General features: G+C 41.0%; 13 protein-coding genes. All 13 read right to left on the minus strand.

Annotated features, from left to right (window positions below):
• Positions 1–387 precede the first annotated feature (387 nt).
• The 13 genes from H2C83_RS15740 to H2C83_RS15800 all read right to left on the minus strand — a co-directional run bounded on the left by H2C83_RS15740 (position 388) and on the right by H2C83_RS15800 (position 13,350).
• The gene (locus tag H2C83_RS15740; RefSeq protein WP_181742135.1) at positions 388–570 is read right to left on the minus strand and encodes a PaaD-like zinc ribbon domain-containing protein; all 183 of its coding nucleotides are present in this window, start codon (positions 568–570) and stop codon (positions 388–390) included.
• 399 nt (positions 571–969) lie between these two features.
• Positions 970–1,635: a class I SAM-dependent methyltransferase gene (locus H2C83_RS15745; protein WP_181742136.1), complete on the minus strand. Its 666-nt coding sequence runs from the start codon at positions 1,633–1,635 to the stop codon at positions 970–972.
• Between the two features lie 878 nt (positions 1,636–2,513).
• Complete coding sequence (gene cmr6 / locus H2C83_RS15750) at positions 2,514–3,026, minus strand: type III-B CRISPR module RAMP protein Cmr6 (RefSeq protein WP_220184228.1); 513 nt, start codon at positions 3,024–3,026, stop codon at positions 2,514–2,516.
• Positions 3,027–3,339: 313 nt separating this feature from the next.
• Complete coding sequence (gene cmr5, locus H2C83_RS15755) at positions 3,340–3,795, minus strand: type III-B CRISPR module-associated protein Cmr5 (RefSeq protein ID WP_181742138.1); 456 nt, start codon at positions 3,793–3,795, stop codon at positions 3,340–3,342.
• A complete protein-coding gene (gene cmr4 / locus H2C83_RS15760) occupies positions 3,788–4,636 on the minus strand; it encodes a type III-B CRISPR module RAMP protein Cmr4 (protein ID WP_181742139.1) in 849 nt (282 codons plus the stop codon). Before cmr4 ends, cmr5 begins: the two co-directional genes overlap by 8 nt.
• Positions 4,633–5,817: a type III-B CRISPR module-associated Cmr3 family protein gene (locus H2C83_RS15765; protein ID WP_181742140.1), complete on the minus strand. Its 1,185-nt coding sequence runs from the start codon at positions 5,815–5,817 to the stop codon at positions 4,633–4,635. Before H2C83_RS15765 ends, cmr4 begins: the two co-directional genes overlap by 4 nt.
• Positions 5,810–7,684: a type III-B CRISPR-associated protein Cas10/Cmr2 gene (gene cas10, locus H2C83_RS15770; protein WP_181742141.1), complete on the minus strand. Its 1,875-nt coding sequence runs from the start codon at positions 7,682–7,684 to the stop codon at positions 5,810–5,812. Before cas10 ends, H2C83_RS15765 begins: the two co-directional genes overlap by 8 nt.
• Positions 7,677–8,798 (minus strand): type III-B CRISPR module RAMP protein Cmr1, encoded by a 1,122-nt coding sequence (gene cmr1 / locus H2C83_RS15775; protein ID WP_181742142.1) that lies wholly within the window; start codon positions 8,796–8,798, stop codon positions 7,677–7,679. The genes cas10 and cmr1 overlap by 8 nt, the downstream gene beginning before the upstream one ends.
• Positions 8,779–9,693 carry a hypothetical protein gene (locus tag H2C83_RS15780; protein WP_181742143.1) on the minus strand — a complete coding sequence of 305 codons (915 nt, stop codon included), beginning with the start codon at positions 9,691–9,693 and terminating at the stop codon, positions 8,779–8,781. The genes cmr1 and H2C83_RS15780 overlap by 20 nt, the downstream gene beginning before the upstream one ends.
• 265 nt (positions 9,694–9,958) lie before the next feature.
• Positions 9,959–10,426 carry a riboflavin biosynthesis intermediates N-glycosidase gene (gene ybiA / locus H2C83_RS15785; RefSeq protein ID WP_312853943.1) on the minus strand — a complete coding sequence of 156 codons (468 nt, stop codon included), beginning with the start codon at positions 10,424–10,426 and terminating at the stop codon, positions 9,959–9,961.
• 13 nt (positions 10,427–10,439) lie between these two features.
• Positions 10,440–11,216 carry a hypothetical protein gene (locus H2C83_RS15790; protein WP_181742144.1) on the minus strand — a complete coding sequence of 259 codons (777 nt, stop codon included), beginning with the start codon at positions 11,214–11,216 and terminating at the stop codon, positions 10,440–10,442.
• Between the two features lie 3 nt (positions 11,217–11,219).
• On the minus strand, positions 11,220–12,776 hold the full coding sequence (locus H2C83_RS15795; RefSeq protein WP_181742145.1) for a hypothetical protein: 1,557 nt from the start codon (positions 12,774–12,776) through the stop codon (positions 11,220–11,222).
• A gap of 211 nt (positions 12,777–12,987) precedes the next feature.
• Positions 12,988–13,350, minus strand: a complete 363-nt coding sequence (locus H2C83_RS15800; RefSeq protein ID WP_181742146.1) for a hypothetical protein — start codon at positions 13,348–13,350, stop codon at positions 12,988–12,990.
• Positions 13,351–13,633: the final 283 nt, after the last annotated feature.

Consider the following 13,633-nt stretch of genomic DNA (forward strand, 5'->3'; position numbering starts at 1 on the left):
TGTTAAAAAACTGGCTTTTTCCTCTCGAAGAGAGGAAAAAGCCTTGTGGTCCGGCTAATGAATAAATTGAATTTCCTTCATTTGTTTATCTCCCTGAAATATACAACCCCAAGCCCTTTTCTTGTGAAAAAAGCCTGGGGTTTGTCATCAAGCTCTATTGGTTTTACCAGACCAATACTTGGACTTTGGAGAAAACATACCGGAAGATGGATTTTTTGAAACGTTGCTAGTATACAAATGAGGAAAGTCCAAACTGTATGCCACCTTCCTTTCCGGGACAGCAAAACATCATTGTGCTTGTTCCCGTAGCATTGATATCCACTTCGTCTCAAAAACCAGCTTTTTTAAAAATCCCGTCTGCTCAAACCCCTTTATAATGATCACCTGTTATCGGCTATACGCCTTTTCCTGCTCAACCATTTTTTCCTGCCACCGGATAAATTCAAACACACTGCGACAGCTGTTGCAGTAATACTGGCGAACCAGCTGCGCTGTTCCAAAAATGGAATAAAGCTCTACATCAACTGATTCACAAAACGGGCAATGCGGCACTGCATTTTGTTCTGACATCGCCATCCACCCCAATCAATTTTATTTTTGATATATTACGTTTTTATAAATATCGTTTGGTTAACATAATACTAATAGAAAGCTGTTTTCTCTGTCAAGAATAATTTGATATTTTACAAAATACGAACTTTTATAAGTGAGTCCATTTTCTTATATAGTTGCTATTGTGCTTTCACCCCGAAAAAGATTTTACATTCTCATATAAAAAGCCGTAAGATTCGAACAATCTTACAGCTTTAAACAGAATTCCATGTTCCGGTATATGGTTATCAAATCCAGACACGAAGCAAAGTAACAGACAAAATAGTTTCAGTATAAGCCGCTTGGAAGCAAAAACTGATACATCAGGAAATGGAACATAGTTTTTCATTTATATTTTGTTGCAGTCTTCCACCGGATTCAATTTTTTTGATTCTGTTCAGCTACGATCAGCCATACAAAACGGTTCAGCTGTTTAAATCGGACAGTAAACCCCGCTTGCTGAAATGCCTGTTCCAGCCGCCCCACCGTAGTGTAAAACTCCCGCTTCAAATCGGAGGCAAGCTCATGATAACCCCGCTCCTCCGCTTCCTGTTGCATTGCCAGTTTGGTTTGTTCATCACGAAATACCGTATCGGCAAAGACGATCTTCCCGCCAGGATTGAGACGCCTGGCCAAATCCTGAAGCGCTCGGTCTTTCATCTCATCTTTCAGATGGTGGAAGGCAAATGTACTCACAATGGCATCAACTGACGGAAGTCCGTCCGGTACATGCATAAAGTGACCATCATACAGTTTCAGATCCGGCAATTTGGCTTTTGCTTTTTCCCGCATGGCCGCTGAGGGTTCAATGCCGATCACCCGGTAACCTGACTTTAGCAGCAAGCTTGTCAAATTGCCCGTTCCCACGCCGAACTCCATGACCACACTTCCTTTGGGGAGCGCAAGCGAATCGGCCACCGCCTGCAAAATGCGGGGATACCCCTCAAACACTTCCCGGTATTCCTCATTGCCGCCGGCAACGGCTTCATCATAATCCTCAGCCCATTGATCAAATAACTCATTAAAAAAAACTTCTTCAGACATACTCTATGCCTCCTCGGTAAAAATCGTTAAATCCAATCAAATTAGTATAATTTAGTTCGATATTAACAGGATTTACTGTTTCAAGCAATGAGAATATTTCCCGGTCATATCCATCGATTTACACCAAATTATTCATATGCGAAAAGAAAGGTTCCCCAGCAAGCCAAAATTTTGCAAAAAAAAGAGCCATCCCCCCTCACCTTTTGGTTAAGGTGAACAGAAATGGCTCAAATCTGGCTACTTGTGTAACTGTTAATAGCTGATCAGCGCCGCTATCAAAATCACGACAGCAATATTCAAACGGGAAGAAAAGACGGCCAAAAAAGCAAAAGCGGAATCGCTGCACCCAAATAATAGATAAAATTCAGGAAATATTGCCATTGATCCATTTCTGTATCCCCTTTCGATTCTGTTCACAATAAGTAGTTCAGCCACAGCAAACAGTTATAATGATTCTTGAAATTGGCAACCAAGGCATGATTTTTTATTTCTTTCCAAGAATACGAGTGTTAACGTCCTGTTGGATAATATATTTATTATCTCAGCTTGTCGACAAAGTATGAGAAAGCGATTTTCAGAAGCAAGTGATGTAGGTGCCGCTACAAGCATTCACTTCCAGGAAAAACGGGCGAAATTGTCTGAGCTTAAGAGAGTAAAGAGCCTGCCTGGATAGGAATGCTGAGCGCCATGAATGCTTCTTTTGCAAGGCAGAGACGGAACGGAGTCCTGAAATCGTCTTCCTCTATATGTTTTTTCTGGAGTCCGGGATAATAAATTTATTATCTAACAACAGATAACAATGGTTAATAAACTTTTGCAAACTTATAAAACATGGTCGCCGATTCAGGTATTTTCCAACACCGGCGACCCTGTTTTCTTTATGGCTTTTTAAATCTTCCATAACCAACTGCCGTTTTGGCACCTGCACCCATCGTTTCCAGTGCTTCCTTCAGCCAATGCTCCACTTGAACCAAATCTTCCTGATCCTGTAATCGCCGGGGAGCAATCGCAAACACAAACGTCTGCCCCTCATCCACCGCCAAAAAAGGAATGGGGTTGGGCGTTTCCCATTCGTGCGGATTTTTGGTTTTCCCCTGATAATAATTTGAATGATGCGGTGTCATGATATCCATCGCCAAACGAACATGCCGGGTTGGCAATGCATCAAAAAAAATCACGCTGCCAGCACTTTTCTCCAATTCTTTCGGGCCAAAAATGCGAGTTATTGTTTTTTCATCTACCTTATTATAAGATTCCGCCCAAGCCCGCACCACACCTTTTACCGACGAACCCGGCAGAAAAGGCACTCCCAATGTAGGATGCCAGTTAACCCCGTTTTCCACCGGATGGGGGCGGCCCATCCCCGGAATAAAGCGGGAGGTGGTTTTCATATAAATCATTTTGCCGTGTCTTTGTTTGACTAGGCGCCTCATTCTATATACTGCATGCTCAATTATTTGTCTATTTCCAACCCAATTATCAAATTTTTTTATCCATTCTTGCTTGTTTTCACCAAGTGTTATAGTTATTTTTTGGCTCTTCTCACACTCTTCCTCATCACATATCTCTATCCACTGATCACAAAATTTTTCGTAGAAAAGTCCGGTATTTATTTGCCGTGACTTTTGCAAGTTTTGTGGAACTGAACATGAGTGGTATAAAAATTTATTGTTCTCTTTTTCTTCTTCCTTTTTAGACTGACTATTATTCTTGGCCATCTTTTTCCCCCTTACTACCAGGCTCCGTCTTTTTCAATTCAGCAACAGCAATCTTTCGGTGCCATTCCAAAAAGGCCATCGTTTCCACTACAGCCCATTGATAATCTTTACGATCTTTCCTTACTAATGCCCGAAGCAAATCGTCCTCGCCCTTAAAACGAGATTTTTGATGTTCCTTACAAATCCATGAATTAATATGCTGATAAAGCCATTCATGCGGATCTTCTTTTTTCTTGTCCTTTGCCGCGGCCCGTAACTGTGCCAGGGCTTGCCCCAATCCATTGATGCGAATCGCTCCGGCTAAATTCACCACATAACCGGCATAATCATCACCTTTGTTTTCCCACTTTTGATCTTTCTTTTTTTTCTCGACTTTCCCTTTTACTTCATCCACTGCCTTTAGTGAATAAGCCGCACGTTGTTGATCCAGTGTATTACTCATCGGAATCCACCCCCACAACCCGGGTAACCATCCAGCCCTGGCCAACAGTCTCATTTCCGCCTACTTGCAGGTAAACATTTTTGTTCAGATAAGCTAGCACCCTTTTTAAATCCTCGTCCTTGCCAAGTCTTGCGATAAAAAGTGTATAAAAAAGAGTATCGGGCGGGATCACTTCTTCTTGCCACAAACTTTTGCTTTTCTTTGTGTCGTTCTCCAATTCGTTGCGAAAGTTCACCGGCAATGCGTAGCGGGCAAAGTGGGCAAATTCCTCATCCGTAATAATTGAAAGCCGTTCAGGCAATTCCTCTTTCAAACAATCATGGTGAATCAATAATCCTGTAAAGGCAGCAAGTTGTTCGATTCGTTCTCGATCTGGTACCACTTCAAAGGTAAACTCTTCCAGAAAGATCGGCCCGTCTTTTGCTTGTGTTGCAGTAATCATTTTCTCTTCTGATAACCCGGGAAATTCCAGCGGAAGTGAGAGTCTGTTCCGGTCAGCATACCCAATCAGATGCAAATCCCGATACAACCGCTTGATCAAATACGGGCAAGTCACCCATCGATAATGCCCGGTAAAAGACCGGACAGGCAACAGCAACAAGCGGGCATCCGTCACGCCAAATACCCCGGCTTGATCCTCTTTTCCGAACAGATATTCTACGTCCTTTACTCCTTCCTCTTTATATTTATCCCTTAATGCCCCTTTTAGTCCCGATCCAGGAATCATGGGGTAATCCGTTGTCTGCTCCCGTGCTACCGGCAGATCAATGACGCCGTACACTTGTCCCGCTCCCGGATGAATGTGTGTTTCCGCCAACATGCCCATCATATAGCCTTTCATTTTTGTTCTCCCCCTTGTTTCCAGGTTCCAATCACGATTTGTCCCATGCCATAAGCCTCAAGTTCCCCGGTCAACGTTCCATGAAGTGTTGCTAACTCAGGCAACTCATCCATAGACGCCTCATAAAACCAGGTGCTGCCAACCGGCAAAAAAGACTGCAACGTCCGCGGCCACCTTGCTACTACATTCCACCCGCCAATCTGAATCGCTTTTCCGACACTGGCTGAAATGTAGCGCACAGATTTTAAGGTCTCCTGAATCTTTGGCGGCCCTTCCAGCACTGCTTTTTTCATATCAGGATATCTGGCCGGCGTGAGTAAAGAAACCGTAAACCGCAGTTTCCCATCCTGAGCCACAAATTGTTCTGCAGCAGGCATCTTTGGAAAATCTGTATTTTGTCCTGCTTCTTCTACCATCACTTCAGCAAACCGGCCTTCTCCTCCCAAAGGATTCATGATTTTTCCCAGAGGCTGCCAATCCTGATCCAACCCGGCAACCTCAACCACCACTTCTACATCCTGCTCCGGACGGGTATGCGTGATAGTGTAAAGATGATGATCCATTGCCGTCCTCTTATCATTCCTTTTAATCCCTACACGCCGCTCCGGTTTCCATTTATCTCCGGGAATCAAAAGTGACTGAGGATCAGGGACTTCCTCGTTTAATACAGCTTCCATTCCTTCGCCATTCAGCCAGCCTGCGATTAACTTGCTGTCAGGAATCTTCTTCTCGGGTTTAAGATATTGCAACTCTTCCCCCAAATCACTCGTGTAGCGGGTTGTAGTTGGTTTTAGACGAGTCAATTCCCAGCATTTCTCTTTCTCTTTTTTTCTCCCTATAAGCAAGAGCGGAGCAGGAAAATATCTTTTGCCGTCCACTTGCAGATAAGGGCCCGACAATCGCAAGCAGCCCAGATCATCCGGTTCAGACCATTTTTTTCGTAATTCTTCTGCGGAACGTCCTTTTGTTTCCACCCTGCCCAATTCTTCCGGCCATCTCTTCCCGGGAACCCATTCTTTGATATGGTAAGCAAGTGCGGCCCGGATTGCACCCTGCAAGGTGAAAATCGAGGGTGGAAATACGCCTTGCGGTGTCACTCCGGGTTCCTCCGCATGAAATGGGGTTCCATCCCGGAAAAAAAACGTATCCAACGCACGAAATCTGAAGAGCCATTTACTCATGTTCCCCGATCCTTTCCTGTGCCAAAAACTTTGCCAATAGTGCTCCATCCGTTTCAAATTGATCTGTCTGCTCGATAACTACGTCTTTGCCTTTCACTTTCCGCTTTGCCACAAAACATACCTGAAGCAACCATTCAATCTGTTCTTCAGCCTCTTTTTTCAACAAATCGTTTTCTGGTCTCAATATCCGGATATAATCCGCCGTAACAAGACGCTTTATTTTTTCTTTATGATTCTCTCCGAGTAAGGGCATCGGTTCATAAACAGATTGCAATTTATACAAAAAACTGTTGGATAGAAGTGTTTCTCTCTTACCTTGCAAAGAGGCCATGATTTCATCAAACACCGTTCGATTGGTTTCCTTTTCTTTTATTATGGTATCCCAAGGAGCAGACCAGGTGACCGACATCCCTGAACTTGTCCATATACCCATCGCCAGACTGTCCCGGCCAGTTTTCGCTTTGGCGATATCATCCAACAGTCGGCGCCCTTCATTTAACACATCTCTTAAAGGAACCTTATAATGCGCAAACAAAATGGCTGCTGAACTGGTTGCTTCCTGAATAACTTCATGGAACACTTCATTAAATGATTTTTTGTACCTTTGAGATAAATCCACCGCTGCATCCAAAGCCCGATCCATCGGAAACATGGCCATGACGTCATCACCGCCGGCATAGATGGTTACTCCTTCATAGTGATCCCGTATGTCCTTCTCCAAACCATCGCAAAAAACAGACAATGCTTTACTAACCTTCACTTCATCTCTATTCCTTAACAAATTGCCCAGTCGGTCTCCATCCATCATTAGCAGGGCATAGTATCGGCTAAAAGGCTGACCCATTTCCTTGATGAGATTATTTAAATAATCCAGCAAATATTTGGGTACTTTCTTTTCTTCAATCAGCACTTCCAATTCATTCGGATAAAATGCTGCTGCATCGAGGGATATAAAGGTATTTGCATCGTTTTCTTTGGCTTTGGCCTGTAAAAAAGGAAAATGTTCTTTTAATGAAACAGAATAGATTCCACTTTTTTTAGCTTCTTTTCCATACGCTTCCGCCATCTCGGGGCATTTTTCGAGTGCCCGTATCATGCCGGGATGAGCGGCAATATATTTTACTGAAGGGAAGTGAAGCGCTTCATCCTCCCATGACCAACCGATTGCTTCTTCTGCGACATGAGGGAAAAAACGCTTGATCATGCCGATGGCACTTAACCGTTCCTTGTCCCCTAGGTCCAATGGATACTCTTTACTTATCGTTTCACGCAGACAATCCCAAAAAGTCTTCTGTTTGTCTCTCTCACGAGCCCGGACATAACCGGACAACTCCTGCAAACGGGGTACCAAAGTGCATTTGTCTCCCGGTTCGTCTGAGGGGATGTAATCACGCCAGTATTTTCGGTAATCTAATACACTTGGTTCTTTCGCAATTACCCAGGTCAGCTCCCACCAGTTCTCCACCTGGCGATCCCAGATCTCCCTTGTATTTCTTCCTCGATGACGAACTTTGGCAACCGTTAATTCCCAAACAGCATCAGCAATTTTCTTCCAGGCCTTTCGAACCGCATCCTCGCATTGCCCAGAATCAAAATCGGCAGGTACCGATGCTTTAAACCGGTTGGGCAGTGATCCAATGAATGGCTTCTCTTGTACTTTTCCTTCTTGTCTGATTGCCTGAACTAATAAATCATCGTCCACTTTTGGAAAAACAACGGTTCCTCCATGATCCATGACATACGCCATTGCACAACCGGCCAAATAGGAAAGCAGAAAAGAACTGGACAACAGATCCCGTGTGCGCCTGGACTCCGCAATAAATCCCTGTACCGGACCTATTGAAAAATGAATGATTTTATTACTCATGTCCACAAATCCTCCGGTAGTTGTTTGCCTTCAACTTTGCTTTAAATAACCTGACGGCATCATTTTGATTCACTGGATAATTTTTATAAACTTTATTTTTTTTACCTTTTCCTTTTCTTATTTCTGTTTGCAACTCTGGAAATGGTGCAGTCAAGAATAAAAAGGCAGAATAGTATTGGTTCCCAACTTGAAAAGCCCTCAACCAGATCAATGAAGGCAATCGGTTATAATCTTTTGGAATAATACTTTCTCCCCTCATTCTCAATGGGGCTCCAAAGATCATCCCTTCTTTTTGATTCTCTGAACGAAACTGCTTAATCAATGCTAATCCATTGCCTAAAGCATCTTTTGTATCTTTTACTTCCCTTTTTTCTCCTGCTTCTTTTACCTTTTTTTCCTCCCTTATATATAGGGAAGAATTATTATTCAGCACAGTATGTTCCGGTTTCTCAGACAGATATCCCTCTTCCACAATGTTCTCCCAGCCGGTTCGCAATTTCTCCTCCCATTCCTCAAATGATTCTGCTTCATGGGCAATGGGGAAATCATCCATAATTGCTTGAATCTCTTCCAATTCTCTAGAAGATTTTGCTTCATGAGCAATAGAAAAATCATTTATCAACCGTTGAATCTCTTCACTTTCTTCTGCTGACCATGACTCCAGGGCAATCGTTCCATACCCTTTTCGGCTTTTTGACCCCAGCCCGCCCAAATGGCCAAGCAACCAAATGCTGGTCAAAAGCCCGCGCCAGTCCGGTTTAATATCGTTACCCAAATTGGGTCGCAAAAGAAATTCCAGCTCAAACTTGATTCCGGAAAAACATTTTCGATTGTACTGATCCCGTACTATTTTGATATCTTCTTTTTTTGCTAAACGCATCAAAAAAGCGGATTGCCCCGCTTTCCCTCTTGTTCCGCCAAAGAGCAGCTCCTCTTTGGTGATTCCCGAATCAGTCTTCTCGGAAAAATCCGGACACGCTGCCCGGTACCAGTACCTGAGCGCTCCTTTAATGGAAGGAAGACGCAACTCTGCCTGATTCTTGTCCGCTCCATGCAAACAAAGCGGGGTTACGCTGCAAAACCGGGTTTTGATCTTAACGAGAGGCACGCTCATCCCTTCCTTCTCTCGTGGCATGGATACAGGTAAAAATTTGTCCTAATAAGGTTGTTGGTGTGTTGGCGTATAAAGTCCAGATATATTTACTAATGGCTTCTTTATCATTCTCATTTTCAACTTTGCCTCTTTCGTAGTTATAAATAATGAACGGAATATCAAAATTACCTTTAACAAGCAATTGAACAATCTCTCTCATTCTGGGATCTTCATTTTTCTCCCCTGGTTCATAGTAATAAACAATAATCTCTGCATCTTCCACTTTCTGATTAATCTGATCTAATTTCAACTCTTGTAGATCTGATGCTAATTCTTGGTAAATAAAATTTTCGACTCCTCGTTTTACCATTGCCTGATCTAAATATTTTTTCATTTCATCCAAATCTTTTTGTGAACCCATGATTAAAATCCTGGCATTTTTATATTCCTGCTCTCTATTGATCATTTCATCCAATGTCTTGATTTTTGTTTTTGCTTTGTTGTCCCACTCATGAAATAACAGTTTCAATTCTTCATCAGCACGATTCTTAAATTCTTGAACAGCTTCTTCTCTGACATTTTTAACTTCCTTTCGAAGCTCCCACCATGATGCCCCAATGACAAACAGCAAAATAACCCCAATTATATTCAACAAACCAAGAAATTTATCCCACTCACCCTCAACGAAAGTCCGGTAGTTTTGCAGTTCTGCTTTTGCCGAGTCTTTGAAATCCTTGATCTGCTCCTTTAAAAACTGGTACTCATCGCTTTGAGTTTGCAGCTTTTGAACTTCAGACTGAAGCCTCTCTACTTCTTTTTCCAAAGCAGTTACATCCTGGGCAAAAACTCCTCCCGGCAAAAGGAATAAACCTGAAATAACTGCCACCACAATTACCAAAAAGAAATACCTGTTCATTTTGGCCCCTCCCTTGATTTACAGGCATACAGAAAAAAGTCCTGGCGCAATAAAGAAAATCAATAAAAATTTATTCTGCAAAGAAAGATAAAACCCTTCTTTGTTAACCATTTCTTAAAAAATATAAATACAATAAAACAATTTAGTATAAATTTAAAAAGCCTGCATAGTCTCTATTTTTCGGATTTCAGAGACTGACAGGCTTTTTTTTGAAACAAGCCAACTCATCTTTAACCATAATACCTGATTCGTGCACTGCTTACACTTACTGATCAACTACTGCTTTCCCTTTTTCACGGAGAATTTCCCGAACTTCCATTAAGATTTGCCCAAGCTTGTTTTTCCCTTTTCCGTCTTTACCACATCCCCAATAATGATCAACAGGCGAATTTTCGACAATCAGTTGGTCACCAGTTGCCAACAAAATGGCACGAATATCTTCATGGTTTTTAAACTTTTGTAGAACTGCTTTCTTCATCACATTATCCTTAATCCATTCCCAATCTTTCCGCAGAGGAAGATTTCGATCCCGGCCCATAATTGCTGCCTTCATCGGTGTTTTTGCCAGCCGAATTTGTTCTTCATAAGGGGTTCCGGAAAACTTTTGTGCCTGAAAATAGTGTTCACTCGTGGGCCACCATTTTCCATCAAGCATGAAGCCATGCGCAGAAAAATTGGAAAAACAGCCATACGGTTCATTTACTCTGTAAAAATAAATTGTCACGATGATCACAGCCTTTATCGTGTTATTTTTTTGTTAAATCCCTCAGGGTATTTTGAATCCATCTTGTTAAAAGCTCGTCCTCTGTTTTAGAGAGCCAATGCCTTAATACCTCCTTTCCATCTGCCAAATGTTTTGCAGCTCTTATCGCCTGATAACGGGCATCCGGCTTTTTTTCAGGTAAATAAAAGAAACGCTCCAGTAACTTTACAGGTTCATCAATTCTCATTGCTACTAACGGTTCCAGACAGTAGGAAGCTTGCAATTCCGGATAGTGTAATTCAGATGATGAAAACGATGCTTCCATCGCTTCTTGCAAATTACCTTTAAAACGAATAATTCGATCTTTCGAACAAAACCCATTTTCTGGTACAAATTTAGCTATAAACATGCCTTCGATAAAATGATACCTACCATAAATTCCAGGCGAGAGAAACCTTTTTAAAACTTCATTTTCCAGCTTAGATTCGATTACTCCAAATGAGACAAAAGCCAATTCTTCATAGCCGCAATCTTGCCCCCATAAACGATGGTGATATCCCGAATCATAGTGGCTAAGAATATCTTCTTCCAGCAATCTTAAACAAGCTTTTAATCCTTCTGGCTGATACCAGCATAAAAGAGTAAATGTAGATTCAAACCGGATCCACGGATTTGGATGAAAGGTTAATTGGTTAACTTGTTCAATCCAATCTTGATTAAGATCCTCTTCATCTAAATCCCTAACTCCATACAATCCCAAATAGTTTCCATCCAGATCATATTCCAGTAATTTTTTTGCTATTATAATCTCTTTTTCCATTTTTCATGTCTCCAAACTATTTTGCTTTATTTTATAAGGACCTTTTATATACTTTGAAGGAATAATTCCTTTAATTAATACTTCACTATCCCTCTTTGTATTGTTGACCGCATTTTTTAATTTAAGTATCTTTTCTTTATACCCTTTAATTCTTTTTTGACTCTTCCCGCCTCTACTTATATAATCTTGGTATTCTTTTTCTTTTGCCCTTAAACTCTTCTGCAAATCTTTTATTATATCATCCTGAAAATATATCTCTACGCCTTTTAATTTCCCGCTTTTAATATCTCTTTGAAGACTTTTAAAATCAATTTCAATCTGATTTTCCCCATATACCAAATCATTGGTCTTATTTGGAGTTACCGAAATAAAAGGAGACTTGCTTTTATTTTGATTTAAGACATGATCAGTTACAGAGATATTTCCATTTATATCAGCTGGATAGAGATCACCTGTTTTCTTATCAATATAAGCCTTTCCTATTGGATTACCTTTTTGGCTTGGCCGGCTTTTTGAATAAAAGTCATTATCACTCCGATACAAACAATCAAATAATTGGTTCCCAGGCAAATTAATTGATGCCAAATATTTTGGAGACTGTTTATAACTAAAACATTTCTCTGCTTTTTTAAAAGCAGACTTAACTTCAAATTTTTCAGCAGTTACTGTGATTTTATTAACTACCTGGAGGGCAACCTCAGGGTTCAATGTAATAAATCCGCCTGTTACTCCCAAAACCGTAATGACCGAAGCAGCAACCTTATTTTTCAGTATCAGTTGTCCCAAACTTGAAAAACTGCTTCTTATCCTTGTAATTGCTTGTGGGAAATGAAACTTTTGCAGTCCTTTCCGTACAAGATTTGTTTTTTTATTAATACTGGATGTTTGTCCGATTTTACCCGTCATTGATGCTTTGCTAAACTTGGCTGCTTTATCTGCTCCTTTCGTTCCTGCAAAAGACAATACAAACTGCCCAAAAACATTTCCTAACCAATACCCTCTACTTTCGGCATCACCATGGACAATATCCTGTTCCCATGAATCAGAAATCGCTCGCCAAACTGCTTTTCCTGTCTGAACGGGATGCGATAATGCATAAACTATACCTTTTATCGTGTTAATCGGATGGCAAAACAGATCAATAACCCCTTTAATCGTATCAACAATTGCGCCCATTACTCCCTTCCAAAAGCCCTTGGAAAATCGGGCATAAATGCTAATGATTGTAATTCCTATGAAGAACGAAGTCAGTAATTTATGTTCAGAAACAAATTCTGTGGTTTTCTGCCAAATATGAACAGCGGTTTCCTTCATTTTATTCCCGACATTTTTAAACGATGTGATTATTCGCTTCCAAAAACCTGGATTGTTTTTCTTGGGCAATCCTGAATCAATTTGTTCTTCCTTTGTTGATGGTGGATCTGGTTGAACTTGTTCAAAATGGCTATCTACTTGAGGTACGTCAAAACTTCCTCCAGTTGCAAAAACAGGACTTGCACCAAAAACAACAAATAATACTAAAAGGACAACTACCATAAATTGATGAAGGTACTTGTTCATATTTTTCTCCCTCCAAATATATACCAACTATATATTTTAAGAAGATTAAATAGCTGAGATTGTATTTATATCCTGTCTACTACAAAATAATGGTAAATAACCCTGGCCTTAACTTATTCCTTAGTAAAAAACTTCCACAACAAAAGAAATCTGCTGTAAGTAATAGCTCTGACCGGAAAGGTTTTTAATTCAGTTCAAATATGTAATGGATCTACCCATCCTCACGAACGACAATCTCATAATCAAGTTCTTTCCACATGTCATACAAACCGATGATTGAATTCCGATCGTAATTCTTACAGTTTTCTCCCACCTGTTCGATGACGTGGTCAAGTTCCTGCCAGGAAACGAGGCAACCATGTAACTTCATCTCTTCATCCTTTGTCTTCTCGGCAGTCGGATTCGGATATACATCCCATCCACGCAGGAAATGGAAAGCACACCAGCGCCGGTGTTCAATTTCCGCCAGCGATTCCAAATGATCCTGAATCTTGAGTAGATACTCGTCTTTTGTAAGAATTCTTGCTTTTTCTTTATTGACGGTACTTTCAGGAACTCCAATAACAGGGATCATAAACAGATAATAAAACTTGAACAACCTTTTATTTTTTCTGAAACGCCCAATCATTACTTCACCTGCAATAATTATTAATTAATAAAATAATTATAAGTAAATAGATTCATAAATGAAACTCGAATAATTGTTGAATTGTAATCAATCCCGGGTTATAATATTTTTTTACCTTTGAACGGATATCCTGAGAAAAAAATGGTTATGTTCTGGACAAGTGCACCACTCCCTGCCCCGTGCAGCATTCACACCGTCCCCGATTCCCCCTGGAACCCCTCGCAATGAA

It is taken from the genome of Thermoactinomyces mirandus (genome assembly GCF_013868055.1).
In the GTDB taxonomy this organism is placed as follows: domain Bacteria; phylum Bacillota; class Bacilli; order Thermoactinomycetales; family Thermoactinomycetaceae; genus Thermoactinomyces; species Thermoactinomyces mirandus.